This window comes from Pseudomonas sp. NPDC089534 (assembly GCF_044749305.1).
Classification (GTDB): Bacteria; Pseudomonadota; Gammaproteobacteria; order Pseudomonadales; family Pseudomonadaceae; genus Aquipseudomonas; species Aquipseudomonas ekonensis.
The window spans coordinates 4,766-29,208 of sequence record NZ_JBIVHR010000077.1 but is presented as its reverse complement, the minus strand read 5'-3'; the positions used below and the strand labels follow the sequence as shown (position 1 = coordinate 29,208).

The window sequence follows — 24,443 nt, the reverse complement described above, 5'->3', positions numbered from 1 at the left end:
GTTCTCACCGAACCCTGTGGGAGCTTGCCTGCAAGCGATGAGGCCGGCACATCCGGCATCGCCTGTGCCTGACCCACCGCCATCGCCAGCAGGCTGGCTCCCACAGGGGATCGTGGGTGCATGCGGAATCTGCGGTTCTCACCGAACCCTGTGGGAGCTTGCCTGCAAGCGATGAGGCCGGCACATCCGACATCACCTGTGCCTGACCCACCGCCATCGCCAGCAGGCTGGCTCCCACAGGGGATCGTGGGTGCATGCGGAGTCTGCGGCTCTCACCGAACCCTGTGGGAGCTTGCCTGCAAGCGATGAGGCCGGCACATCCGGCATCCCTGTGCCAGCCAAGCCGCCATCGCCAGCAGGCCCGCAGGGCCTTCCCGCCGGGTCAGACCTTGAACTGATTGATCAGCCGGCGCTGCTGCTCTGCCAGCTTGGTCAGGTCGGCGCTGGCCGAGCTCGATTCGTCGGCGCCGCCCGCCACTTCGTTGGCCACCTGGCCGATGTTGATCACGTTGCGGTTGATGTCGTCGGCCACCGCGCTCTGTTCCTCGGCGGCGCTGGCGATCTGGGTGTTCATGTCGTTGATCACCGACACCGCCTGGGTGATGGTCTCCAGCGCCTCGGCGGCCTTGGCTGCGTGCTGCACGCTTTCGTCGGTGCGGCTCTGGCTGTCTTCCATGACCCGCACCACTTCGCGGGTGCCCTGCTGCAGTTGCTGGATCATGCTCTGGATTTCTTCGGTGGCCTGCTGGGTCTTCTGCGCCAGGTTGCGCACCTCGTCGGCCACCACGGCGAACCCGCGACCCTGCTCGCCGGCGCGGGCCGCTTCGATGGCCGCGTTCAGGGCCAGCAGGTTGGTCTGTTCGGCGATGGCGCGGATGGCGATGAGGATCGCGTTGATGTTCTCGCTGTCCTTGGCCAGCGCCTGCACCACTTCCACGGCCTTGCCGATCTCCACGGCCAGCACGCCGATCGACTTCGAGGTGTCGCTGACGATCTGCATGCCTTGGCTGGCGGCCTGGTCGGCATGGCTGGCCGCCTGCGCGGCCTGGGTCGCGTTGCGCGCCACGTCCTGGGCGGTGGCGGTCATCTCCTGCACGGCGGTGGCCACCTGGTCGATCTCGGCCATCTGCTTCTGCACGCCGATGTTGGTGCGGATGGCGATGTCGGCGGTGTGCTCGGACGAATCGCTGACGCTCTGCACCGACGTCACCACCTGGGTGATCATCGCCTGCAGCTTGGCCAGGAAGGTGTTGAAGCCTTTGGCGATCGAACCCAACTCATCGCTGCGGTCGCTGCTCAGGCGGCGGGTCAGGTCGCCTTCGCCCTGGGCGATGTCGTCGAGCATGGTCACCATCTGCTTGAGCGGACGGGCGATGCCGTGGCCCACCAGCCAGATCACCAGCAGGCCGAGACCGGCGATGACCAGGCCGACCATGGCCATGCCGAAGGTGTCGGATTTGCGCTGGGCGTCGAGGTCGCCCTGGAGTTTCTGCAGATCGGCCATCACCGCGTTCAGCGGCAATTGCAGCATCAGGGTCCAGCGCGCGTCGGTCTGGCCGATGCCGAACGGCAGGTACAGCTCGATCCGGCCCTGTTCCTTGCTGACGGTGTAGGTGACTTCGCCGCGCTTGAGATTGGCCATGTTGGCGATCTGCTGGCTGTCGAGGATGTCGCTGACCTTCTCGCCGAACTTGCTCGGGTCCTTGGTGTAGGCCACGATCCGGCCGTTGCCGCCGATCAGGGCCATCTGCCCGGCGCCGGCGTACAGTTTCTGGTTGGCGGCCAGGAGCATCTCCTGGATGAAGTTCACCGACAGGTCGGCGCCGACGATGCCCTGGAACGCGCCGTTGAGCATGATCGGCTCGATGAACGAGGCGAGCATCACGACTTTGTCGCCGACCTTGTACGGCGCCGGGTCGATCACGCAGGACTTCTTGGTTTCCTTCGAGCACAGGTAGTACTCGCTGGCGCGCACGCCGGTGGACAGGACCTTCTGGTCGTCCACATCCACCAGTTTGTCCAGGCCCAGGGTGCCGTCGTCGTTGCGGAACCACCACGGCAGGAAGCGTCCGTTGGCGGCGTCGATGCCCACCACTTTGGTGCCGACGTAGGCGGCGTCGTTGTGGTCCAGGGCGTCCTTTTCCCAGCCGATGTAGGTGCCGAGGATCTTCGGGTTCTTCTCGACGTTTTCCTTGATCAGGCTGATCAGCTGCTCGCGGCTGACGGTCAGGCGGGGCTGGCCGTCGGCGCCCGGCGTGCCGAGCAGGGCGTTGACCCGCACCAGCCCGCCGGCGATCAGCAGCGGCGCTTCGAGCTCGCGCTGGATCTGGCTGACCTGGGTCTGCGCCAGGGACGTCAGGCGCTGTTCGATGACCTGCTCGAACTGGGCCTGGGTGCGTTCCTGCACCATGTCTTGCGTCCGGGCGCCGGAAAACAGCGCATACAGCACCAGCGCGGCCACCACGCTGAGAACGATGGCGCCGGCCAGGGCCGCCACGGAAAACTGGATCGACTTGAATTTCATGGGAGCTCCGCACGCAGGAAGACGTCTGCGCTGATGTATCGGCAGCGGGCACGGGGCCATGAGCGGATTGCGGCGCAATGGAGGAAAGATGTCGCAAATGGATCGGTGCGTGACGTAGTGGCGGAAGGCGTTGCGGCGGGTATGAATTTTTTCCTACAGGGTGTGCGGAGGCTTTCTGAAAGTGCATGCAACACGTCTGTTGGATCTGGCGCGGATACCTTTACCCGCCTAGGATACGCGCAGGTTTTCAGGGAGTTTTTGAATGAACAAGATTTTGGTTGCAGGTGCGCTGGGCGCAGCGTTGACGCTGGCCGGCTGTCAGTCGGTCAATACCACCAGCGGCGGAGCCGTGGGCGTGGAGCGCAAGCAGTACATGTTCAGCATGCTGTCCTCGCAAGAGGTCGACCAGATGTATGCCCAGTCCTATCAGAAGACCGTGGGCGAGGCGTCCGGCAAGGGTGTGCTGGACAAGACCAGCAATGATGCGAAACGCGTTCAGGCCATCGCGAACCGGCTGATTGCGCAGACGCCGAACTTCCGTCCGGATGCCGCGCAGTGGAAGTGGGAAGTCAACCTGATCAAGAGCGATGAGCTCAACGCCAACTGCGGCCCCGGCGGCAAGATCATTTTCTACACCGGGCTGATCGACAGCCTGAAACTGACCGACGACGAAATCGCCGCGGTCATGGGCCATGAAATCGCCCACGCCCTGCGCGAGCATGGCCGTGAAGCGATGTCCAAGGCCTATGGTATCGAAATGGCCAAGCAGGGGGCCGGTGCGTTGCTCGGCCTGGGCCAGGACAGCCTGGCTCTCGCCGACGCGGTGGCCAACTACGGCATGACCCTGCCCAACAGCCGCGCCAACGAAAACGAAGCCGACCTGATCGGCCTCGAACTCGCCGCCCGGGCCGGCTACAACCCGAACGCCGCGATCACCCTGTGGAACAAGATGAGCAAGGCCTCGGAAGGCGCGCCGCCGGAGTTCATGAGCACGCACCCGGCCTCGTCCAGCCGGATCGCCTCGTTGCAGGCGGCGATTCCGAAGGTGATGCCGTTGTACGAGAAAGCGCCGAAGTCCTGAAGCACAGAGGCCTCTGTGGCGAGGGAGCTTGCTCCCGTTCGGCTGCGAAGCAGCCGTCAACCCTGTCATCGCGGCGTAGCGGTTGAACCGCATCGGCAGGGGTGGGGGCGCTTCGCGACCCAGCGGGAGCAAGCTCCCTCGCCACGGTCATCAGATCCAGCCGCTGCTCTGCATCGCCTTGTACACCGCGACGATCGCCAGAATCATGAAGGCCGAAGCCGCCAGGCGACGGATCAGCGTCAGCGGCAGTTTCTCCGCCGCGAAATTCCCCGCCAGCACCACCGGCACGTTGGCGATCAGCATGCCCGCGGTGGTGCCGATGATCACCAGCCACAGCTCCGGATACTGCGCCGCCAGCATCACCGTGGCGATCTGGGTCTTGTCACCGATTTCCGCCAGGAAGAACGCGATCAGCGTGGTCAGGAACGGCCCGAACTTGCGGGCCGTGCTGGCCTCGTCGTCGTCCATCTTGTCCGGCACCAGGGTCCACAGGGCCGTGGCGGCGAAGCTTGCGGCGAGGATCCAGTGCAGGACGGAGTCTGAGAAGAAACTGCCGAACCAGGCGCCGACCGCACCGGCAGCGGCGTGGTTGGCCAGGGTCGCGGCGACGATGCCGGCGATGATCGGCCAGGGTTTGCGAAAGCGTGCGGCGAGAATGAGCGCGAGCAGTTGCGTCTTGTCGCCGATTTCGGCGAGGGCAACGATGGCGGTGGGAACGAGCAACGAGTCCAGCATCAGGATTTCCTAAGGGGGCGGGTCGACACGGCTATGACACGTACAGCCTCCCCGCCCCGGGTAAGGTGTGCGTGTCATAGGTCTTGTCAAACCCTGCGGTCCGTCTGGTGCGGACGCTGGGGTCGCATACGCCATGATCTGCGGATCAAGTGTGTTGACGTATGCCGGACGAGCTTGGCGCTCGTGGGAGACTACTCCCCTAGGACGGAGCGGATTCTGCCTAGGCAAATCCGATTGGGCAAGTACAAATTTTCAGCCGCGCTTGGCGCTGTAGATCCGGAAACCCTGGCCTTCGGCCCTCACCGAACAGGCGCCCAGATGCTCCTCGAGCAACGGTTGGTACTTGAGGAAACTGTTGGCCACCAGTCGCAGTTCGCCACCTGTTTTCAGATGTTTGGCCGCTTTTCGCAGCAGGTTTTCCGTCGCCTGGTAATCGGTGTGCACCCCGGTGTGGAACGGCGGGTTGGTCAGGATCGCGTTCAGGCCCAGCGGGGCGGCATCGATGCCGTCGCCGGTCAGCACGTCGCCTTCCAGACCGTTGGCCGCCAGGGTCAGGCGGCTGCTGGCGGCGGCGAAGGCATCGACGTCCAGCATGGTCACCTGGGTGTCCGGGTAGCGACGCTTGACCGCCGCCCCCAGCACACCGGCGCCGCAGCCGAAGTCCAGCAGATGGCCGCCCGGCAGTTTGTCCAGGTGCTCCAGCAGCAGGGCGCTGCCGCGGTCCAGCCGGCCGTGGCTGAACACGCCCGGCAGGCTGATCACCTTGAGCGGCCCTTCGGCCAACGGCAGTTCATAGGTCTGGGCCAGGCTTTCCAGCGGTTTGGCCGCCGGCGCGTCGGCCACCGTCACCTGCCAGAGCTGGCAATGGCGGGCGCTGTCGAGCTTGCGCGGCTTGCCGAACGGATTGAGCTGCTTGGCCGCGCCTTCGATGCCGCCGCGTTTTTCACCGACCAGGTACACCTCGCGCCCGGCCAGGCGCGCGGCCACAGCGTTGAGCAGGTAGTCGGTCAGGTCCTTGGCCTTGGGCAGAAACACCACCGCGCTGTCGAACCCGCGTTCCGGGACGTTCACGCCGAAGTGGCTGCGTCCGGCGAAGCGCGCTTCCAGCATGGCCTGATCGCCGGCATGCCAGCACCAGCCGAACGCGTCGGGCAGGCGCCCGAGCAGATCGTCGGCGGGCAGCCCGGCCAGCAGCACCGACCCTTGGAATAACTCGGCCTGACGAAGCAGTACTTCACTGCGCGGATCCATAACTGCTCCTTGGAAAAAAAAGTGCCGCAGTCTATCAATTGACGACCCGCAGCGCCTCACCGCTGAAGAATGCGTGGGCGTTTTCGGTGAGTTGCCCGACGATGCGCTGCCGCGCCTCGCGGCTGCCCCAGGCGTTGTGCGGCGTGACGATCAGGCGCGGAATGTCGGCGGCCAGCAGGGGATTGCCGTTGACCGGCGGCTCGGTGCTCAGCACGTCGGTGGCCGCGCCGCCGAGGTGGCCGCTGCGCAGGGCGTCGGCCAGCGCCTGCTCGTCGATCAGGCCGCCGCGGGCGGTGTTGACCACAAACGCGCCGGGCTTCATCGACGCCAGTTCCCGGGCGCCGATGAAGTGGCGGGTGTGCTCGTTGAGCGGGCAGTGCAGGGTGAGGGCGTCGACCTGCGGCAGCAGTTCCGCCAGCGGCACGCGGTCCGGCCGCGCCGGCCGTCCCGGAATCTGTCCCGACAGCACGCGCATGCCGAACGCTTCGGCCAGGCGGGCCACCGCGCCGCCCAGTTCGCCGTGCCCGAGCAGGCCGAGGGTCTTGCCTTCCAGTTCGACGATCGGGTAGTCCAGCAGGCAGAACTGTTTGGCCTGTTGCCAGCGGCCTTCGCCGACGGCTTGTCGGTAGTCGCCCAAACGGGTGGCGAGGTTGAGCAGCAGCATGATCGTGTGCTGCGCCACCGACGGCGTGCCGTAGGCCTGGCAGTTGCACACGGTGATGCCGCGGGCCTTTGCGGCGGTCAGGTCGACGTTGTTGGTGCCGGTGGCGGTGATCAGGATCAGCTTCAGGTCCGGGTTGGCCGCCATGGCGTCCGCGTCGATGACGATCTTGTTGGTGATCGCCACGGCGGCGCCGTTCAGGCGTTCGGCGACCTGCTCCGGCAGGGTCTGGGCGAACAGTTGCAGGTCGCTGAAGCACTCGCGCAAGGGGTTCAGGTCGAGATCGCCCAGATCCAGGGAAGGGTGATCGAGGAATACGGCGCGGCGGGCGTTCGTCATCAACTGTACCTTTTGTGCGGTGAACGGAAGGCGTAATCTGCCGAGCCTACCAGATGAAACAATTGGTTACCCTGTGGCGAGGGAGCTTGCTCCCGCCGTGCCGTGCGGCCGACAGGCCCGACAGTGTGTTCCGCTAAGCGGCTGCTGCGCTGCCGAACGGGAGCAAGCTCCCTCGCCACATTGAGTTCTCTTCAGATTCGTACTGTTCAAAAAGGAGTCCCCATGTACTGGACCGAGTTCTTGACCGTTGCACTGATCCACCTGCTGGCCGTGGCCAGCCCCGGCCCGGACTTCGCCGTGGTGGTGCGCGAGAGCGTGACCCACGGCCGGCGCGCCGGCACCTGGACGGCGCTGGGCGTGGGCACGGCGATTTTCCTGCATGTAGGCTATTCGCTGCTGGGCATCGGCCTGATCGTGTCGCAGTCGATCGTGCTGTTCAACGCCCTGAAATGGGCCGCCGCCGCTTACCTGCTGTACATCGGCTACAAGGCCCTGCGCGCGCAGCCGGCGCCGGCCGTCACCGACGATCTGCACAAGGAGGCCGGCGAGCGCACCGCCCGCGGCGCGTTCACCTCAGGCTTCGTGACCAACGGGCTGAACCCCAAGGCCACGCTGTTCTTCCTGTCGCTGTTCACCGTGGTGATCAACCCGCACACGCCGCTGGCGGTGCAGGCCGGTTACGGGGTCTACCTGGCGGCGGCCACCGCGACCTGGTTCTGCCTGGTGGCCCTGCTGTTCAGCCAGCAGCGCGTGCGCGCCGGCTTCGCCCGCATGGGCCACTGGTTCGACCGCACCATGGGCGCGGTGCTGATCGCCATCGGCGTGAAGCTCGCGTTCACCGAGATGCACTGATCGAACCGAGCTGGTTGAGGGCGTTGAGGTACTCCCGGGGATTGTCCCCGAGCAAACGGCGGAACATCGCGCTGAACGCCCGCGCGCTGCCGTAACCCAGATCCTGCGCCACGCGCTGCACGCTGTCCCCGGCGAGCAGGCGGGGCAGGGCTTCCATCAGGCGCAGTTGCTGGCGCCAGGCGTTGAAACTCATCTTCAGCTGCTGCTGGAACAGGCGCGCCAGCGTCCGTGAACTGGCGCCGGCCTGCTGCGCCCAGTCCTCCAGGGTGTTGGGGTGATCCGGTGTTTGCAGCAGCGCCAGGCAGATGCCTTGCAGGCGCCGGTCGGCGGGCATCGGGATGTGCAGCGGCAGGTTCTCCAGGCCGGCGAGCTCCTGCAGCATCAGTTGCTGGATCAGCGGATTGTCCGCGTGGGGCGGGCCCTGCACGGCGCGCAGGATCAGTTCGCGCAGCAGCGGCGTGACCGCCAGCACGCAGCACTGCTGGAGGCTGGCCGGCGACAGCTCCGGGGCGATGAACAGCGAGCGCATCTGCACATCGCCGGACATGAAGATCTCGTGCGCGACCTCGGGCGGGATCCACACCGCACGGGTCGGCGGCAGCACCCAGGCGCCTTGGGCCGTGACCACCCGCATCACCCCGCGCACCGCATACAGCAGCTGCGCCTCGCGGTGCAGGTGCAAGGGCTGGTGGGCGCCGTCCAGGTAGTCCCGGGGGTAGGCGCTCACCGGGCCGTGTTCGAAATGGCTGATCAACATGTCCGGTTCGATGACTTCATTGGCAGGTCTGCGCTTTTTCGCCAACTTAGCATAGCCGCTCACAACAACATCAAGCGTGCCGCCATGAACCGATCCGCCACCGTCATCCGCTACATCAACGCAGCCCATGTGATCGATCACATGTTCATGCTGATCTTCCCCGCCGCCGTGCTCGGCATGACCGAAGCCTTCGGGCTGGACTACGCCGGGTTGATCGGCCTGTCCCTGGGCGGCTTCATCGCCTTCGGCGCCTGCTCGCTGCCCGCCGGGTGGCTCGGCGACCGCTGGAGCCGGCGCCACATGATGCTGGTGTTCTTTTTCGGCATCGGCGCCTCGGCGATGTTCACGGGCCTGAGCGACAGCCCCGCGATGCTGGTGGCCGGCCTGACCCTGACCGGCGTCTTCGCCGCGATCTACCACCCGGTGGGCACCGCGATGCTGGTGGCCCATGCGCAGAACCGCGGGCGCGAGATCGGCATCAACGGCATGTGGGGCAACCTGGGGGTGGCGTTTTCGGCGCTGGTCACCGGGCTTTTGGTGGCGCACTTCGGCTGGCGCGCGGCGTTCCTGGTGCCGGGGGCGGTGGCTGTGGCGCTGGGCGTCGGGTTTGCCCTGCAGGTGCGTGACGAGCCGATCCCGGCGCGTGCGCACACGGCGCTCAAGGGCGCCGCCGGGCAGCGCATCTCCATGGCGCTGGTGTTCGGCGTGCTGGCGCTGGCCACCGCCACCGGCGGGGTGGTGTTCAACGCCACCACCATGACCTACCCGAAGCTGTTTCAGGAACGGTTGCAGGAATGGTCCGCCTCGCCGCAGATCCTCGGCGTGGTGGTCAGCCTGGCCTACGCCTTCGGCGCGGTGGCCCAACTGAGCATCGGCCGGGTGCTGCACCGCATCAGCCTGAAATGGCCGTTCGTGGTGCTGACCCTGTGCCAGGCGCCGTTGCTGCTGGCGCTGGCCTGGGTCGATGGCTGGGCGGTGGTCGCCGTCGGGGCGGCGTTCATGTTCGTGGTGTTCGGCCAGGTCACGGTGAACGATTCGATGGTGGCCAACTTCGTCGCGCCGCACTGGCAGGCCCGGGTCTTCGCCCTGCGCTACTGCCTGTCGTTCGGCGCCAGCGCGACGGCGATTCCGCTGATCGCCTACGTCGAACCGCGCCATGGTTTTGTGGGGCTTTACCTGATTCTGGCCGGTTTTGGTGCGTTGACCTTCCTTGCCGCTGCGGTTTTCCCACGCACGCCTTCGGAAGAGGCTGTCGGACAAATGGCTTGAGCAGGTTCGGATGACGGCAAATGCTGGCGCAAAGCTAGCATTTGTGCGGCGCTGCAAATCATTCCTTTGGCTGATTTGGCTGTCACGCAACGGTTCTAGAGTAGAGCTCTAATGCCAACACCGTGCCGCCAGAAAAGGGATTCCTATGTTGCAGACTCGCGTCATTCCGCCCGCCGAAGGGGCGTACCAGTACCCGCTGCTGATCAAACGGCTGCTGATGTCCGGCGCCCGTTACGAGAAGACCCGCGAGATCGTCTACCGCGACCAGCTGCGCTACAGCTATCCGACCCTGATCGAGCGGGTCGCGCGGCTGGCCAACGTGCTGACGGCGGCGGGCGTGAAGGCCGGCGACACCGTGGCGGTGATGGACTGGGACAGCCATCGCTACCTGGAGTGCATGTTCGCCATCCCGATGATCGGCGCGGTGATCCACACCATCAACGTGCGCCTGTCGCCGGAGCAGATCCTCTACACGATGAACCACGCCGAGGACCGCTTCGTGCTGGTCAACAGCGAGTTCACCGGGCTGTACCGGGCCATCGCGCCGCACCTGACCACGGTGGAGAAGACCCTGCTGCTGACGGACCTTGCGGAGAAGACCGCCGACCTGCCCAACCTCGTCGGCGAGTACGAGCAACTGCTGGCCGCCGCGAGCCCGCAGTACGACTTCCAGGACTTCGACGAAAACTCGGTGGCCACCACCTTCTACACCACCGGCACCACCGGCAATCCGAAGGGCGTGTACTTCACCCACCGGCAACTGGTGCTGCACACCATGGGCGTGTCGACCATCATGGGCGCCATCGACAGCGTCCGGCTGCTGGGCACCAACGACGTGTACATGCCGATCACGCCGATGTTCCACGTGCATGCCTGGGGCCTGCCGTATGTGGCGACCATGCTCGGGCTCAAGCAGGTCTATCCGGGGCGCTACGATCCGGAGTTCCTGGTCGAGCTGTGGCGCAAGGAGAAGGTCACCTTTTCCCACTGCGTGCCGACCATCCTGCAGATGGTGCTCAACGCCAAGGGCGCCCAGGGCACCGATTTCGGCGGCTGGAAGATCGTCATCGGCGGCAGCGCGCTCAACCGCTCCCTCTACGAGACGGCCAAGGCCCGCGGCATTCAGCTCACCGCCGCCTACGGCATGTCGGAGACCGGGCCGCTGGTGTCCTGCGCCCACCTGAACGATGAACTGATGGCCGGCAGCGAAGACGAGCGCACCACCTACCGGATCAAGGCCGGCGTGCCGGGGCCGCTGGTGGAGGCGGCCATCGTCGACGCCGAGGGCAACTTCCTCCCGGCGGACGGCGAGACCCAGGGCGAACTGGTGCTGCGTGCCCCGTGGCTGACCGAGGGCTACTTCAACGAGCCGCAGAAGGGCGCCGAGCTGTGGGCCGGCGGCTGGCTGCACACCGGCGACGTCGCGACGCTGGACGGCATGGGCGTGATCGACATCCGCGACCGCATCAAGGACGTGATCAAGACCGGCGGCGAGTGGATCTCCTCGCTGGACCTCGAAGACCTGATCAGCCGTCACGTCGCGGTACGCGAAGTAGCAGTGGTGGGCATTCCCGATCCGCAGTGGGGCGAGCGGCCGTTTGCCCTGCTGGTGGTTCGCGAGGGGCATGAGATCGGGGCCCGGGAGCTCAAGGAACACCTCAAGCCGTTCGTCGAGCTGGGGCACTTGAGCAAGTGGGCGATCCCAAGCCAGATCGCCCTTGTTACTGAAATTCCCAAGACCAGCGTCGGCAAGCTCGACAAGAAGCGCATCCGCCTCGACATCACCGAGTGGCAGACCAACAACAGCGCCTTCCTCTCCACGCTCTGAGCGTCCCCTGGCGCGCCGCAAACGGCGCGCCAGACACCCCCAAGCAAGCGCTTGGCTTGTGAAATCCGAATTTTCAGCCATCCTTGCCGTGCCGACATGGGTCGGACTGGCGAAAGGACTGTTCCAGAGTGGCCGGCAGCTGCAAATCACACTTTAGAGGGATCAAGCAGTACCACCTGCTGGCTATAGTCCGCTCAAGGATTTTTAAGAACGGGGCACACGCGCAACCCATTGGGGCGATGCAATTTGAAGCGAATTCGGGCAGCCCTGGCGTCCGGTCCTTCAGGCGTTTTTAAAAGTACTCACTGCCATAACAATAATGCACATGGAGTAGCGTCGATGAATTCAGCTAACCAGTTCTGGCGCCGGGCAAAACTGCCCCTGGCCGTCAGTCTCGCCTCCACGCTCGCCGGGCCCGCATTCGGCGTCAGCTTCAACGTCGGTGAAATCGAAGGCCAGTTCGACTCCTCCCTGTCGATCGGTGCCAGCTGGTCGACCCAGCAGCCGAACAAGAACCTCATCGGCGTCAACAACGGCGGCCATGGCCTCTCCCAGACCTCCGACGACGGCCACGCCAACTTCAAGAGCGGCGAGACCTTTTCGAAGATCTTCAAGGGCATCCATGACCTTGAGCTGAAATACGGCGACACCGGCGTGTTCGTCCGCGGCAAGTACTGGTACGACTTCGAGCTCAAGGACGAAAGCCGCGAATTCAAGGACATCAGCGACAACAACCGCAAGGAGGGCGCCAAGTCCGCCGGCGGCCAGATCCTCGACGCCTTCGTCTACCACAACTACTCGATCGCCGATCAGCCGGGCTCCGTGCGCCTGGGCAAGCAGGTGGTGAGCTGGGGCGAGAGCACCTTCATCGGCGGCGGCATCAACTCGATCAACCCGATCGACGTGTCCGCGTTCCGCCGTCCGGGCGCCGAGATCAAGGAAGGCCTGATCCCGGTCAACATGTTCTACGTGTCCCAGAGCCTGACCGACAACCTGTCGGCCGACGCGTTCTACCAGATCGAGTGGGACCAGACCGTCGTCGACAACTGCGGCACCTTCTTCTCCCAGCCTGACATCATCGCCGACGGCTGCGACAACAACCTGCGCGTGCTGAACAAGCGCTCGCAGATTCCGGCCGTCGCCCTGGGGCCATTGGCGGCCAACGGCGTCGACGTCAACGAAGAAGGCGTGCTGGTGCGCCGCGGCGGCGACCGGGATGCCCGTGACGGCGGCCAGTGGGGCGCGTCCCTGAAGTACATGTTCGATCCGCTGGACACCGAATTCGGCGCCTACTTCATGAACTACCACAGCCGTGCGCCGATCTTCAGCGCCACCGGCGCGCCGCAGTCGGTCTACAACACCGCACGCGGGCTGCCGGGGCCGTTCGCCGCACTGGCGCCGCTGCTGGTGGCGGGCAACTCGCAGTACTTCGTCGAGTACCCTGAAGACATCCGCCTCTACGGCCTGAGCTTCTCCACCACCCTGCCGACCGGCACGGCGTGGAGCGGCGAGATCAGCTACCGGCCGAACGCGCCGGTGCAGCTGAACTCCACCGACATCCTGTTCGCCGGCGTGCGTCCGCTGGGCGGCGCGCTGACCAACGCGTCGCTGCTCAACGGCGTTCCGGGCCAGGACCTGCACGGCTACCGCCGCAAGGAAATCACCCAGTTCCAGACCACCCTGACGCACTTCTTCGACCAAGTGATGGGCGCCAGCCGCCTGACCCTGGTGGGCGAAGTGGGCGTGACCCACGTCGGCGGCCTGGAAAGCACCTCCGATGTGCGCTACGGCCGCGATCCGGTCTACGGCCCGGGCGAGTTGCCGGCCACCGGCGGCGCCGACACCTGCGTCGCGCTCAACACCAGCACCATCAACGGTGCCGGCCCTGGCACCCCGACCAACAACCGCAGCCGCAACTGCACCGACGAAGGCTTCACCACCGCGACGTCGTGGGGCTACCGCGGCCGGGCGATCTGGGAATACAACGACGTGTTCGCCGGCGTGAACCTCAAGCCGAACGTGGCCTGGTCCCACGATGTGAGCGGCTACTCGCCAGGCCCCGGCGGCAACTTCGAGGAAGGCCGCAAGGCCATCAGCCTGGGCCTCGATGCCGAGTACCAGAACACCTACACCGCGAGCCTGGCCTACACCAACTTCTTCGACGGCAAGTACACCACCGTGGATGACCGCGACTTCGTGGCGCTCAGCTTCGGCGTGAACTTCTAAGCACTGCATTTTCAGGACGAGCGAATTTATGAAAATAACAAAGAGTCTGTTCCACGCCGGTGTTCTGGGCCTGTCGTTGCTGGCGACCGGCGTCATGGCGGCGGTGCCCGCCGCCGAAGCGGACAAGCTGGGCAAGAGCCTGACCCCGATGGGCGCCGAGATGGCCGGCAATGCCGACGGCTCGATCCCGGCCTGGAAGCCGATGCCGAAGAACGCCGGCACGGTCGACAGCAAGGGGTTCCTGTCCGACCCGTACGCCAGCGAAAAACCGCTGTTCACCATCACGGCGCAGAACGTCGACCAGTACAAGGACAAGCTCGCGCCGGGCCAGTACGCGATGTTCAAGCGCTACCCGGACACCTTCAAGATGCCGGTCTACCCGTCCCACCGCGGCGCCACCGTGCCGGACGCCGTGTTTGCCGCAATCAAGAAGAACGCCACCAGCACCAACCTGGTGTCCGGCGGCAACGGCCTGGAGAACTTCGACACCGCCGTGCCGTTCCCGATTCCGAAGAGCGGCGTGGAAGTCATCTGGAACCACATCACCCGCTACCGCGGCGGCAGCGTGACCCGTCTGGTGACCCAGGCCACGCCGCAGGCCAACGGCTCGTTCAGCCTGGTGTACTTCCAGGACCAGTTCGTGTTCCGCGACAAGATGAAGGACTACGATCCGGCCAACCCGGGCAACATCCTGTTCTACTTCAAGCAGAAAGTGACCGCGCCGGCGCGTCTGGCCGGTGGCGTGCTGCTGGTGCACGAGACCCTCGACCAGGTGAAGGAACCACGTTCGGCGTGGGTCTACAACGCCGGCCAGCGCCGCGTGCGCCGGGCGCCGCAGGTGTCCTATGACGGTCCGGGCACCGCGGCGGACGGTCTGCGCACCTCCGACAACCTGGACATGTACAACGGTGCGCCGGACCGCTACGACTGGAAGCTCGAAGGCAAGAAGGAAATGTACATCGCCTCCGACAGCTACAAGCTCGACGATCCGAAGCTCAAGTACGCCGACATCATCAAGGCCGGCCACATCAACCAGGACCTGGCCCGTTACGAGCTGCGCCGCGTGTGGCATGTGGTCGCCACCCTGAAGGAAGGTCAGCGCCACATCTACGCCAAGCGTGACTTCTTCATCGACGAAGACACCTGGCAGGCAGCGGTGATCGACCACTACGACGGCCGCAACCAGCTGTGGCGCGTGGCCGAGGCCCATTCGCAGAACTACTACAACGTCCAGGTGCCGTGGTACACCCTGGAAACCCTCTACGACCTGCAGTCCGGCCGCTACCTGGCGCTGGGCATGAAGAACGAAGAGAAATCGGCGTACGACTTCGGCTTCACCGCCACCACCGCCGACTTCACGCCGAACGCGTTGCGTCAGGACGGCATCCGCTAAAGCGCTGCAAACGAGGCCGCATCCTCGTGGAAACGCCCCGACCGGTTCGGGGCGTTTTTTTTGCCTGTCGATTTTTCCGTAGCCTTTTTGTAGCCATTTGTAGCAGCCGCCTTCAATCCCTCCTCGTTTACGGCTAGTCTGCGGACATCTGCCACGCCGCCAACAGCCATTCCAACAAGAGCCGGCCAATGACCGATCTGTCCCCGCTTCCGGGTCCTGCAAGCGTTGCCGTCGCGGCACTGGGCGGCCGTTTCTTCCGTCCGCCGTTGCCTGACGGCTACGTGTTGCGCCCGCGCCTGTGCGAGCGCCTGAGCACCGGCCTTGGCGGGCGCTTGCTGCTCGTCAGCGCCCCGGCGGGTTTCGGCAAGAGCTCGCTGGCGGTGGAGTTCTGCCAGAGCCTGCCGGCGCAGTGGCAAAGCCTGTGGCTGGGGCTGAGCCCCAGGGACAACGATCCGGGGCGGTTCCTCGAGCGCCTGCTCGAAGGCCTGCAGGACTTTTTCCCGCAACTGGGCAGCCAGGCGCTGGGGTTGCTGAAGATGCGCCAGCGCCACCAGCCGTTCGCCTTCGAGGAATGGCTCGACGGCCTGCTCGATGAGCTGGCGTTGAACCTCGACCCGGCGGCGCCGCTGCTGCTGGTGCTTGATGACTATCACCTCGCCCAGGGGCCGGTGCTCGACCGTTGCCTGCAGTTTTTCCTCAATCACTTGCCGGACGGCCTGCTGGTCATGGTCACCAGCCGTCAGCGCCCCGACTGGCACCTGGCCCGCCTGCGCCTGTCGCGGCAGTTGCTGGAACTGCACGAGCAGGACCTGCGCCTGACCCACGACGAAGCCCTGGCGCTGCTCGACCGCCACAGCAGTTCGCTGCGCGGAGAGGCGCTGGAGAGTCTGATTCAGCGCAGCGAAGGCTGGGTCGCGGGCCTGCGCTTCTGGCTGCTGGCGGTCTCCGAAGCCGGCACGGACGGCGCTCTGCCCCTGGCGCTGAACGGCGGGGAAGGGCTGATTCGCGATTACTTGCTCGAAGAGGTCATCGACTGCCTGCCGGCCGAGGTCCAGGCGTTCCTCTACGACACCGCCCCCCAGGAGCGTTTCTGCAGCGAACTGTGCGACGCCGTGCGCGAAGCCCATGACAGCGGCGAAATCCTGCGTTTCCTGTTGGCCCATCAGGTGTTCCTGGTGCCGCTGGACGAGCACGGCCACTGGTATCGCTATCATCATCTTTTCTCGGATCTGCTGCGCAGCCGGCCGCCCGTCAGCCGGATGGTGCCGGCCGCCACGCTGCACCTGCGCGCCTGCCGCTGGTTCAACGCCCAGGGTTTGCTGGACGAGGCCGTGGAGCAGGCCCTGCGCGCCGGGCATCTCGACGTGGCGGCGAACCTTGTGCAGAACCTGTCGGAGGAGCAATTGCTGGCCGAGCAGAACGTCGGCATGTTGCTGCGCTGGAAAATGGACCTGCCCGACAGCCTGCTGATCAGCACGCCCCGGTTGATCGTCCTGTACAGCTGGGCGCTGGGGCTGGCCTGCCAGCTCGATGCGGCGGAAGAGCTGGCCAGTCACCTGAGCCGTTTCCTGCCCGCGCCTTCGGCGACGGCGCAGAAGTCGATGCTGGCGCAGTGGCTGGCCCTGAGCGGCATCATCGCCCGCGGGCGCGGGCACCGTGCGCTGACCTTGCAGTACTGCACCGAGGCGTTGGAAAGCCTGCCGGCCAAGCGCTATGGCCAACGGCTGATGTGCCTGTCGACCTTGTCCAACCTGGCCATTGCCGATGGCGACCTGTGGCGTGCCCGCGGCTTGAACCGCGAGTCGCTGGAGCTGGCGCAGCGGGTCGGCAATCCCCTGTTCGAAGCGCTGGCCCACTACGACCGTGCCCGGGTGCTGCAGGCCCGGGGCGAGATCGTGCGGGCGCTGGACGAAGTCCACCAGGGGCTGGAGCGCCTGCGCGGGTTGTCGTCGCAACGCTTGTACGCCGTGCGGGCGCGGCTCACGCTGTACGAAGGGTTTCTCTTGGCGATGCGCCTGCAGCCGCAGGCGGCGCGCGCACGATTGCTCATCGGCCTGGGAGAGGCGCGGGCCTGCCGTGACATCAGCGTGCTGATCGGCCACTGCGTGATCGCCCGGCTGGACGGCAGCAGCGGCGAGTTCGCCAAGGCCTTCGCCGAACTGGCCGAAGCCGAACGCCTGATGCACATCTGGGACGTGCCGCCGATCTACTACCTGGCGATGATCACGTTGGTCAAATGCGAGCTGTGGCTGGCGCAGGGCCGCACCGATCTGGCCGAAGCGTGGCTGGCGCGGCTGGGGCAGACCTACACCGGCGACCGCGCCGCCGCCCCGCCGGAGTTCCACCCGCAATTGCCGCTGCATGTCGAGCTCCAGCAGGCCTTGCTCGATGTGATCCTGGGGCAGCCGATGCTGGCCGAGGGACGATTGAACGTGCTGCTGGAAAACGGTCAGCGGACCGGGCGTCAACTGCTGAGCGTGATGGCGCTGACGCAGAAGGTGGCGCTGCTGTTGGGCAGCGGCCGCGAGCCGGAGGCCCGCAAAGCCTTGAGCCAGGCATTGGAGGCCGCGGGCGGCGGTGCGTTGCAGCCCTTCGACGCATTGGCCAGCGACTGCGCGGAATGGTTGCGCGGGCAACTGCTGCTGGCTGCGCCGAGCCCGATTTGCCAGCAGTTGCTGGAACGGTTCCCGGCTCCCGCACAGCCCACGGCGCAGGAGCTTTCGGCGGCGGAACAGCTGAGCAGCCGGGAACTGGCGGTATTGCGGCTCATCGCTCAGGGGTGCTCGAACCAGGAGATCAGCGAGCAACTGTTCATATCACTGCATACCGTGAAAACCCATGCCAGCCACATCAACAGCAAGCTGGGGGTGGAGCGCCGCACCCAGGCGGTGGCGCGGGCCAAGGAACTGGGGGTGCTGAGCTGACCGGGCATGACCGCGCTGGCGATCCCCGCCGGCAGGTGAAGTAGAATCGCGCAAACCACCACCACCGTGCGACCAGGATCTTCAATGACTGTCCCCCAGCCAGCCCTCATCCGCGAAACCTTCCCCGTCGGCCCGTTGCAGTGCAACTGCACGATCATCGGCGATCCTGTGACCAAAAAAGCCATCGTCGTCGATCCGGGCGGCAACCCCGATCTGATCATGGCGCGTCTCGATGCGCTGGGCCTCAAGGTCGTCAGCATCATCCATACCCATGCGCACCTCGATCACTTCCTGGCCTCAGGCCAGATGAAGGAGCGGACCGGCGCAACCCTGCACCTGCACAAGGAAGACCAGTTCCTGTGGGACAACCTGGAAATGCAGTGCCAGATGTTCGGCGTGCCGTACACGCCGGTGCCGTCCCCGGACCGTTGGCTCGGCGATGACGAAGAGCTGGCCTGCGGCTGCGGCGTCGCGCTGCACACGCCGGGACATACGCCCGGCTCCATGAGCTTTTGGTTTTCCGAGGCTAAGCTGTTGATTGCCGGCGACACGCTGTTCCGTCGCGGAGTGGGGCGCACGGACTTGTGGGGCGGCGATCAGGCGACCATCGTGCGATCGATCAAGCAGCGGCTGTACACCCTGGACGAAGACGCCACCGTGGTGGCGGGACATGGCCCGGACACCCGGCTGGGCGACGAGATGCGTGAAAACCCGTTCGTGCGCGCCTAAACATTTTGTCATGAGTGCGCGGCGGAATTTTTGCCCATTGCCATGATCCAACGCCCGCACGGGTCTTTTGCCAATGGCCGCTGCACAACAGAATGCAAATGTAGGAGCACTCCATGTTCACCACCCGTCGTTTGATCATTGTCGCCACCGCCGTGGCCGTTTTGTCCGGCTGCGCCTCGCCCAACCCGTACGACAACCAGGGCCAGGCCGACGGCGGCTCCCAGGGCATGAGCAAGACCGCCAAGTACGGCGGCCTCGGTGCCCTGGCCGGCGCCATCGCCGGTGCGGCCATCGACCACAACAACCGCGGCAAGGGCGCGCTGATCGGCGCCGCTGTGGTCGGTGCCTCGGCGGCCGGGTATGGCTACTACGCCGACCAGCAAGAGAAGAAACTGCGCGCCAGCATGGCCAACACCGGCGTCGAAGTGCAGCGCCAGGGCGACCAGATCAAGCTGATCATGCCGGGCAACATCACCTTCGCCACCGATTCGGCGAACATCGCGTCCAGTTTCTACCAACCGCTGAACAACCTGGCCAGCTCCCTCAAGGAGTTCAACCAGAACCAGATCGAGATCGTCGGCTACACCGACAGCACCGGCAGCCGCCAGCACAACATGGACCTGTCCCAGCGCCGTGCGCAGAGCGTGGCGACCTACCTGACGTCGCAAGGCGTCAGCGGCGCCAACCTGTCGGCCCGCGGCGCCGGCCCGGACAACCCGATCGCCAGCAACGGCGACGTCAACGGCCGGGCGCAGAACCGCCGGGTCGAAGTCAACCTGAAGGCGATTCCGGGTCAGCAGTACGGTGGCCAGCAGCAACCGGGCACGGTTCAGCAGTATCCGTAACCCAACGGCCGAATGAAAAATGCCCGATCCTGGTGATCGGGCATTTTTTTGTGGGGTCATGACAGACACCGAAGGCTCCAGACACAAAAAAGCCCCCGGACATTCACATGTCCGGGGGCTTTTCGCTTGGCGCGAAGGCCGGTTACTTCTTCAGGCCGTAATGCTCGTCGAGCATGCCCGGCGAGTTCGGTGCCTTCGGCGCGTAGTCCCGTGGCGGCTCCTGATCCCGTGGCGGGGTCAGGCGTTCCCGTGGCGCCTGGCTCGCTTCGGCGTGCAGCGAAGCCAGCAGGCGTTGGCGGGTCTGTTCGTCCAGGGCCAGGCGGTTGGCGCCTTCGGCCAGGTGATCCTGCACTTCCTGGTAGCTTTGGGTCAGCTTCTTGACCAGGTTCGCGGTGCTGTTGAAGTGGGTCACCACTTCGTTCTGATAACTGTCGAAACGTTCCTGGATGTCATCCAGTTGACGCTGCGTGCGGCTCGGCGCGGCGTTCGGCGCAACGCGAGCGATCAGGAAACCGATGGCTACACCCACAACCAGGGCAAGAGTCGGCAACAACCAAACTAAGAGCGAGTGTTCCACGAGTCCTTCCTCTATAAACGGCTTTGCTTTACGTTAACGGCTCGAACCTGCGCTGTATACCGCGATTCACTCGCAATAGATTGGCACAGACAATTTGCTAGACGAGTCGACCCGATTCGAGGTCACGGAGTTCCTTCCTTGCTGATGCGTGAAACCCCCGTAGTGATTGCCGGCCCTGTCGGTCAACTTGAGTCCCTGTACCTGGACAACGAGCAGCCGCGCGGCATCGCGCTGATCTGCCACCCGAACCCGGTGCAGGGCGGCACGATGCTCAACAAGGTCGTCTCGACCCTGCAGCGCACCGCGCGCGACGCCGGGCTGATCACCTTGCGCTTCAACTACCGTGGCGTCGGCGCCAGCGAAGGCAGCCACGACATGGGCAGCGGCGAGGTCGACGACGCCTGGGCCGCCGCCGCCTGGCTGCGGGAAAAGCACCCGGAGCTGCCGCTGACCCTGTTCGGCTTTTCCTTCGGCGGGTTCGTGGCGGCCAGCCTCGGCGGGCGCCTCGAGGCCCAGGGCGTGACGCTCAAGCACCTGTTCATGGTCGCGCCGGCGGTGATGCGCTTGGGCGAGCAGGACCTGCTGCCGCAGCAGGGTGAACTGACGGTGATCCAGCCTGAAACCGACGAAGTGATCGATCCGCAACGGGTCTACGAATGGTCCGACACACTCCAGCGCCCCCATGAGCTGCTGAAAGTGGCAGAATGCGGACACTTTTTTCATGGCAAGCTGACCGATCTCAAGGTTCTGATCCTGCCGCGTCTCTCGAATTGATTGCAGTCTGACAAGCGATTACCCATGACGAACCGTACCCGCATCCTCACCGGCATCACCACCACCGGCACGCCGCACCTGGGCAACTATGCCGGCGCCATCCGCCCGGCGATCGTCGCCAGCCGTGACACGAACGCCGATTCGTTCTACTTCCTGGCCGACTATCACGCCCTGATCAAGTGCGACGACCCGCTGCGCATCCAGCGCTCGCGCCTGGAAATCGCCGCGACCTGGCTGGCCGGCGGCCTGGATGTGGATCGCGTGACGTTCTATCGCCAGTCCGACATCCCGGAGATCCCCGAGCTGACCTGGCTGCTGACCTGCGTCGCCGCCAAGGGCCTGCTCAACCGCGCCCACGCCTACAAGGCCTCGGTGGACAAGAACGTCGAGGCCGGCGAAGACCCGGACGCCGGCATCACCATGGGGCTGTACAGCTATCCGGTGCTGATGGCCGCCGACATCCTGATGTTCAACGCGCACAAGGTGCCGGTCGGCCGTGACCAGATCCAGCACGTCGAGATGGCCCGGGACATCGGCCAGCGCTTCAACCACCTGTTCGGCCAGGGCAAGGAGTTCTTCACCCTGCCCGAGGCGCAGATCGAGGAAAGCGTCGCCACGCTGCCGGGCCTCGACGGGCGCAAGATGTCCAAGAGCTACGACAACACCATCCCGCTGTTCTCCAGCGCCAAGGACATGAAGGACGCGATCTCGCGGATCGTCACCGACTCCCGTGCGCCGGGCGAGGCGAAGGATCCGGACAACTCGCACCTGTTCACCCTGTTCCAGGCGTTCGCCACCCCGGCGCAGGCCGACGAATTCCGCAGCGAACTGTTGCAGGGCCTGGGCTGGGGCGAGGCGAAGAGCCGCCTGTTCCAGTTGCTCGACGGTCAGCTGGGCGAGTCCCGCGAGCGTTATCACCAGTTGATCGAACGTCCGGCGGACCTGGAGGACATCCTGCAGCACGGCGCGAAAAAGGCCCGTGCGGTGGCCACGCCGTTCCTCAACGAGCTGCGCGAGGCGGTGGGTCTGCGTTCGTTCGTCAATCAGGTGCAGGTCGCCGCGACCACCAAGAAGAAGGCCGCGAAGGCCGCACGGTTCGTCAGCTTCCGCGAGGACGACGGCAGCTTCCGCTTCCGCCTGCTGGCGGCGGACGGCGAGCAACTGCTGCTGTCGCGCAACTTCGCCGACGGCAAGGCTGCGGGCCAGGTGACCAAGCAACTGCAGTCGGGCCAGGCGCTGGATGTGCGCAGCGAAGGCCTGGCGTTCACCGTGTGGCTGGAAGGCGAGTGCGTCGGCGACAGCCCGGCGTTCGCCGACGCCGCCGCGCGGGATGCGGCGGTCGAGGCGCTGCGGATCGCGCTGACGCCCGTCCAGGAATAAACAACGGTTCGGCCCGACCAAGGGCCGATTGCCATTCCCCGGGGCCGTCGCTACAGTGTCGGCCCGTTTTTGTTGCCTTGCTAACGAATTATGACGCCCCTAGAACGATATCAAGCTGATCTGAAACGCCCGGACTTCTTCCATGACGCCGCCCAGGAAACCGCCGTGCGTCATTTGCAGCGGCTGTACGACGATCTGATCGCCGCCGAGCAGAACAAGCCGGGCCTGCTGGGCAAGCTGTTCGGCAAGAAGGATCAGGCGCCGGTCAAGGGACTGTACTTCTGGGGCGGCGTGGGCCGCGGCAAGACCTACCTGGTGGACACCTTCTTCGAGGCGCTGCCGTTCAAGGAAAAGACGCGGACTCACTTCCACCGCTTCATGAAGCGCGTGCACGAAGAGATGAAGACCCTGGGCGGCGAGAAGAACCCGCTGACCATCATCGCCAAGCGTTTCGCCGCCGAATCGCGGGTGATCTGCTTCGATGAGTTCTTCGTCTCCGACATCACCGACGCCATGATCCTCGGCACCCTGATGGAAGAGCTGTTCAAGAACGGCGTGTCCCTGGTCGCCACCTCGAACATCGTGCCGGACGGCCTGTACAAGGACGGCCTGCAGCGGGCGCGCTTCCTGCCGGCCATCGCGCTGATCAAGCAGAACACCGAGATCGTCAACGTCGACAGCGGCGTCGACTACCGCCTGCGCCACCTCGAACAGGCGGAGCTGTTCCACTACCCGCTGGACGAGGCCGCCCACGAAAGCCTGCGCAAGAGCTTCCGTGCGCTGACCCCGGAATGCACCGCGGCCGTGGAAAACGATGTGCTGATCATCGAAAACCGCGAAATCCGTGCGCTGCGCACCTGCGACGACGTGGCCTGGTTCGATTTCCGCGAACTGTGCGACGGCCCGCGCAGCCAGAACGACTACATCGAGCTGGGCAAGATCTTCCATGCCGTGCTGCTCAGCGGCGTGGAGCAGATGAGCGTCACCACCGACGACATCGCCCGTCGCTTCATCAACATGGTCGACGAGTTCTACGACCGCAACGTCAAGCTGATCATCTCGGCCGAGGTGGAGCTGAAGGACCTGTACACCGGCGGGCGCCTGACGTTCGAGTTCCAGCGTACGCTGAGCCGTCTGCTGGAGATGCAGTCGCACGAATTCCTCGCGCGGGCGCACAAGCCGTAACGCGATCCGGAACATGAAAAGGGCCTGCAGATGCAGGCCCTTTTCTTTGCGCGGCGTTTGCTTGCCTCCTTTGTGGGAGCGAGCCTGCTCGCGATTGCGGCCGAACATTCAATGAAGAAGTCGACTGACAGATCGCCATCGCCAGCAGGCTGGCTCCCACAAGGGGAGCGGGTCGCCTGTCAGGTTACGCCGCCTGCTGGAACTGCTGCCGGTACTGGTTCGGCGACAGTTCGGTGTGCTGGCGGAACAGCCTTGCGAAGAAGCTCGCGTCGTCGTAGCCGACTTCGTAGCTGATGGTCTTGATGCTCTTGCGGCTGCCGGACAGCAGCCCCTTGGCGGTCTCGATGCGCAGCCGCTGCAGGTAATGCAGGGGTTTGTCGCCGGTGGCGGTCTGGAAGCGGCGCATGAAGTTGCGGATGCTCATGCCGTGCTCGCGGGCCACGTCCTCGAAGCGGAACTTGTCGGCGAAGTGTTCTTCGAGCCAATGCTGGATCTGCAGGATGATCACGTCCTGGTGCAGCTTCTGGCCGCCGAAGCCTATGCGGCCCGGCGAATAGCTGCGCTGCACCTCGTACAGGATGTCCCGGGCCACGGCCTGCGCCACGTTGGCGCCGCAGAAGCGCTCGATCAGGTAGATGTAGAGGTCGCAGGCCGAAGTGGTGCCGCCGGCGCAATACAGGTTGTCGGCGTCGGTCAGGTGCTTGTCCTGGTTGAGGTAGACCTGCGGGAACCGCTCGGCGAACGCGTTGAAGAAGCGCCAGTAGGTGGTCGCTTCCTTGCCGTTGAGCAATCCGGCCTCGGCCAGCCAGAACACCCCGGTCGCCTCGCCGCAGAGCACCGCGCCGCGGGCGTGTTGCTCGCGCAGCCACGGCAGGATCTGCGGATAGCGTCTGCACAGGGTTTCGAAGTCGTCCCAGAACGCCGGGAGGATGATCACATCGGTGTTTTCCAGGCCGCCGTCCACCGGCATGATCACGTCGCTGAAGCTGTTCACCGGTTTGCCGTCGGGGCTGACCAGGCGGGTTTCGAACGCCGGTGTCAGGCCGTGGCCCAGTTGTTTGCCGTAACGCAGGCTGGCCAGGTGGAAGAAATCCTTGGCTTGCATGAGGGTGG

Annotated in this window: 19 protein-coding genes, 1 pseudogene and 1 riboswitch; of the genes and pseudogenes, 12 read left to right on the top strand and 8 right to left on the bottom strand. The window is 65.3% G+C overall.

Annotated elements, in window-relative coordinates:
• Positions 1-382 precede the first annotated feature (382 nt).
• Together ACIP0B_RS21100 and ACIP0B_RS21095 are read right to left on the bottom strand one after the other, a co-directional pair.
• A complete protein-coding gene (locus tag ACIP0B_RS21100; protein ID WP_371857103.1) occupies positions 383-1,126 on the bottom strand; it encodes a methyl-accepting chemotaxis protein in 744 nt (247 codons plus the stop codon).
• A gap of 111 nt (positions 1,127-1,237) precedes the next feature.
• A pseudogene (locus ACIP0B_RS21095) lies at positions 1,238-1,435 on the bottom strand (HAMP domain-containing protein); the annotation flags it as partial.
• Between the two features lie 1,351 nt (positions 1,436-2,786).
• On the opposite strand from ACIP0B_RS21095, the gene ACIP0B_RS21090 reads away from it, so the two are divergent.
• Complete coding sequence (locus ACIP0B_RS21090) at positions 2,787-3,605, top strand: M48 family metalloprotease (RefSeq protein ID WP_400835683.1); 819 nt, start codon at positions 2,787-2,789, stop codon at positions 3,603-3,605.
• 150 nt (positions 3,606-3,755) lie between these two features.
• Here ACIP0B_RS21090 and ACIP0B_RS21085 read toward each other — a convergent pair whose 3' ends face one another.
• The 3 genes from ACIP0B_RS21085 to ACIP0B_RS21075 form a co-directional block, all read right to left on the bottom strand.
• Complete coding sequence (locus tag ACIP0B_RS21085) at positions 3,756-4,340, bottom strand: TMEM165/GDT1 family protein (RefSeq protein WP_400835681.1); 585 nt, start codon at positions 4,338-4,340, stop codon at positions 3,756-3,758.
• Positions 4,341-4,429: 89 nt separating this feature from the next.
• A riboswitch (yybP-ykoY riboswitch) is annotated at positions 4,430-4,552 on the bottom strand.
• A 40-nt stretch (positions 4,553-4,592) separates the two neighbouring features.
• Positions 4,593-5,591: a methyltransferase gene (locus tag ACIP0B_RS21080; RefSeq protein WP_400835679.1), complete on the bottom strand. Its 999-nt coding sequence runs from the start codon at positions 5,589-5,591 to the stop codon at positions 4,593-4,595.
• 34 nt (positions 5,592-5,625) lie between these two features.
• Complete coding sequence (locus ACIP0B_RS21075) at positions 5,626-6,591, bottom strand: 2-hydroxyacid dehydrogenase (RefSeq protein WP_400835677.1); 966 nt, start codon at positions 6,589-6,591, stop codon at positions 5,626-5,628.
• 222 nt (positions 6,592-6,813) lie between these two features.
• Here ACIP0B_RS21075 and ACIP0B_RS21070 point away from each other — a divergent pair, with 222 nt between their 5' ends.
• Positions 6,814-7,443, top strand: coding sequence for a LysE family translocator (locus ACIP0B_RS21070; RefSeq protein WP_217890634.1), 630 nt, complete (start codon positions 6,814-6,816; stop codon positions 7,441-7,443).
• On the opposite strand, the gene ACIP0B_RS21065 is transcribed toward ACIP0B_RS21070, so the two are convergent.
• Entirely contained in the window at positions 7,427-8,200 is a 774-nt protein-coding gene (locus tag ACIP0B_RS21065) for a helix-turn-helix domain-containing protein (protein WP_085640799.1), read from the bottom strand. The two genes, ACIP0B_RS21070 and ACIP0B_RS21065, sit on opposite strands and share 17 nt — an antisense overlap.
• Positions 8,201-8,284: 84 nt before the next feature.
• On the opposite strand from ACIP0B_RS21065, the gene ACIP0B_RS21060 reads away from it, so the two are divergent.
• The 7 genes from ACIP0B_RS21060 to ACIP0B_RS21030 all read left to right on the top strand — a co-directional run bounded on the left by ACIP0B_RS21060 (position 8,285) and on the right by ACIP0B_RS21030 (position 19,414).
• Positions 8,285-9,469 (top strand): MFS transporter, encoded by a 1,185-nt coding sequence (locus tag ACIP0B_RS21060; protein ID WP_400835674.1) that lies wholly within the window; start codon positions 8,285-8,287, stop codon positions 9,467-9,469.
• 145 nt (positions 9,470-9,614) lie between these two features.
• On the top strand, positions 9,615-11,297 hold the full coding sequence (locus ACIP0B_RS21055) for a fatty acid--CoA ligase (RefSeq protein WP_400835672.1): 1,683 nt from the start codon (positions 9,615-9,617) through the stop codon (positions 11,295-11,297).
• 339 nt (positions 11,298-11,636) lie between these two features.
• Positions 11,637-13,523 carry a DUF1302 domain-containing protein gene (locus ACIP0B_RS21050; protein WP_400835670.1) on the top strand — a complete coding sequence of 629 codons (1,887 nt, stop codon included), beginning with the start codon at positions 11,637-11,639 and terminating at the stop codon, positions 13,521-13,523.
• Between the two features lie 28 nt (positions 13,524-13,551).
• Positions 13,552-14,916, top strand: a complete 1,365-nt coding sequence (locus ACIP0B_RS21045; RefSeq protein ID WP_217890639.1) for a DUF1329 domain-containing protein — start codon at positions 13,552-13,554, stop codon at positions 14,914-14,916.
• A gap of 188 nt (positions 14,917-15,104) precedes the next feature.
• A complete protein-coding gene (locus ACIP0B_RS21040) occupies positions 15,105-17,840 on the top strand; it encodes a LuxR C-terminal-related transcriptional regulator (RefSeq protein WP_400835668.1) in 2,736 nt (911 codons plus the stop codon).
• An 84-nt stretch (positions 17,841-17,924) separates the two neighbouring features.
• Entirely contained in the window at positions 17,925-18,569 is a 645-nt protein-coding gene (locus ACIP0B_RS21035; RefSeq protein WP_400835666.1) for an MBL fold metallo-hydrolase, read from the top strand.
• 113 nt (positions 18,570-18,682) lie between these two features.
• Positions 18,683-19,414 (top strand): OmpA family protein, encoded by a 732-nt coding sequence (locus tag ACIP0B_RS21030; protein ID WP_217890643.1) that lies wholly within the window; start codon positions 18,683-18,685, stop codon positions 19,412-19,414.
• Between the two features lie 142 nt (positions 19,415-19,556).
• On the opposite strand, the gene ACIP0B_RS21025 is transcribed toward ACIP0B_RS21030, so the two are convergent.
• A complete protein-coding gene (locus ACIP0B_RS21025) occupies positions 19,557-19,991 on the bottom strand; it encodes a YhcB family protein (RefSeq protein ID WP_085584803.1) in 435 nt (144 codons plus the stop codon).
• A gap of 144 nt (positions 19,992-20,135) precedes the next feature.
• On the opposite strand from ACIP0B_RS21025, the gene ACIP0B_RS21020 reads away from it, so the two are divergent.
• The 3 genes from ACIP0B_RS21020 to zapE all read left to right on the top strand — a co-directional run bounded on the left by ACIP0B_RS21020 (position 20,136) and on the right by zapE (position 23,330).
• Positions 20,136-20,765: an alpha/beta hydrolase gene (locus ACIP0B_RS21020; protein WP_400835687.1), complete on the top strand. Its 630-nt coding sequence runs from the start codon at positions 20,136-20,138 to the stop codon at positions 20,763-20,765.
• Positions 20,766-20,789: 24 nt separating this feature from the next.
• Positions 20,790-22,145 carry a tryptophan--tRNA ligase gene (locus tag ACIP0B_RS21015; RefSeq protein WP_400835663.1) on the top strand — a complete coding sequence of 452 codons (1,356 nt, stop codon included), beginning with the start codon at positions 20,790-20,792 and terminating at the stop codon, positions 22,143-22,145.
• A gap of 90 nt (positions 22,146-22,235) precedes the next feature.
• Positions 22,236-23,330 carry a cell division protein ZapE gene (gene zapE, locus ACIP0B_RS21010; protein ID WP_085584808.1) on the top strand — a complete coding sequence of 365 codons (1,095 nt, stop codon included), beginning with the start codon at positions 22,236-22,238 and terminating at the stop codon, positions 23,328-23,330.
• A 184-nt stretch (positions 23,331-23,514) separates the two neighbouring features.
• Here zapE and ACIP0B_RS21005 read toward each other — a convergent pair whose 3' ends face one another.
• Entirely contained in the window at positions 23,515-24,411 is an 897-nt protein-coding gene (locus tag ACIP0B_RS21005) for a GlxA family transcriptional regulator (protein ID WP_400835685.1), read from the bottom strand.
• Positions 24,412-24,443 lie beyond the last annotated feature (32 nt).

What these genes read in the sequence shown, in the direction of transcription:
- ACIP0B_RS21085 (WP_400835681.1), bottom strand. Translation starts at nt 4,340, where the DNA reads ATGCTGGACTCGTTGCTCGTTCCCACCGCCATCGTTGCCCTCGCCGAA.
- ACIP0B_RS21065 (WP_085640799.1), bottom strand. Translation starts at nt 8,200, where the DNA reads ATGTTGATCAGCCATTTCGAACACGGCCCGGTGAGCGCCTACCCCCGG.
- ACIP0B_RS21060 (WP_400835674.1), top strand. Translation starts at nt 8,285, where the DNA reads ATGAACCGATCCGCCACCGTCATCCGCTACATCAACGCAGCCCATGTG.
- ACIP0B_RS21050 (WP_400835670.1), top strand. Translation starts at nt 11,637, where the DNA reads ATGAATTCAGCTAACCAGTTCTGGCGCCGGGCAAAACTGCCCCTGGCC.
- ACIP0B_RS21035 (WP_400835666.1), top strand. Translation starts at nt 17,925, where the DNA reads ATGACTGTCCCCCAGCCAGCCCTCATCCGCGAAACCTTCCCCGTCGGC.
- ACIP0B_RS21055 (WP_400835672.1), top strand. Translation starts at nt 9,615, where the DNA reads ATGTTGCAGACTCGCGTCATTCCGCCCGCCGAAGGGGCGTACCAGTAC.
- ACIP0B_RS21020 (WP_400835687.1), top strand. Translation starts at nt 20,136, where the DNA reads ATGCGTGAAACCCCCGTAGTGATTGCCGGCCCTGTCGGTCAACTTGAG.
- zapE (WP_085584808.1), top strand. Translation starts at nt 22,236, where the DNA reads ATGACGCCCCTAGAACGATATCAAGCTGATCTGAAACGCCCGGACTTC.
- ACIP0B_RS21080 (WP_400835679.1), bottom strand. Translation starts at nt 5,591, where the DNA reads ATGGATCCGCGCAGTGAAGTACTGCTTCGTCAGGCCGAGTTATTCCAA.
- ACIP0B_RS21045 (WP_217890639.1), top strand. Translation starts at nt 13,552, where the DNA reads ATGAAAATAACAAAGAGTCTGTTCCACGCCGGTGTTCTGGGCCTGTCG.
- ACIP0B_RS21090 (WP_400835683.1), top strand. Translation starts at nt 2,787, where the DNA reads ATGAACAAGATTTTGGTTGCAGGTGCGCTGGGCGCAGCGTTGACGCTG.
- ACIP0B_RS21040 (WP_400835668.1), top strand. Translation starts at nt 15,105, where the DNA reads ATGACCGATCTGTCCCCGCTTCCGGGTCCTGCAAGCGTTGCCGTCGCG.
- ACIP0B_RS21070 (WP_217890634.1), top strand. Translation starts at nt 6,814, where the DNA reads ATGTACTGGACCGAGTTCTTGACCGTTGCACTGATCCACCTGCTGGCC.
- ACIP0B_RS21030 (WP_217890643.1), top strand. Translation starts at nt 18,683, where the DNA reads ATGTTCACCACCCGTCGTTTGATCATTGTCGCCACCGCCGTGGCCGTT.
- ACIP0B_RS21015 (WP_400835663.1), top strand. Translation starts at nt 20,790, where the DNA reads ATGACGAACCGTACCCGCATCCTCACCGGCATCACCACCACCGGCACG.
- ACIP0B_RS21100 (WP_371857103.1), bottom strand. Translation starts at nt 1,126, where the DNA reads ATGGCCGAGATCGACCAGGTGGCCACCGCCGTGCAGGAGATGACCGCC.
- ACIP0B_RS21075 (WP_400835677.1), bottom strand. Translation starts at nt 6,591, where the DNA reads ATGACGAACGCCCGCCGCGCCGTATTCCTCGATCACCCTTCCCTGGAT.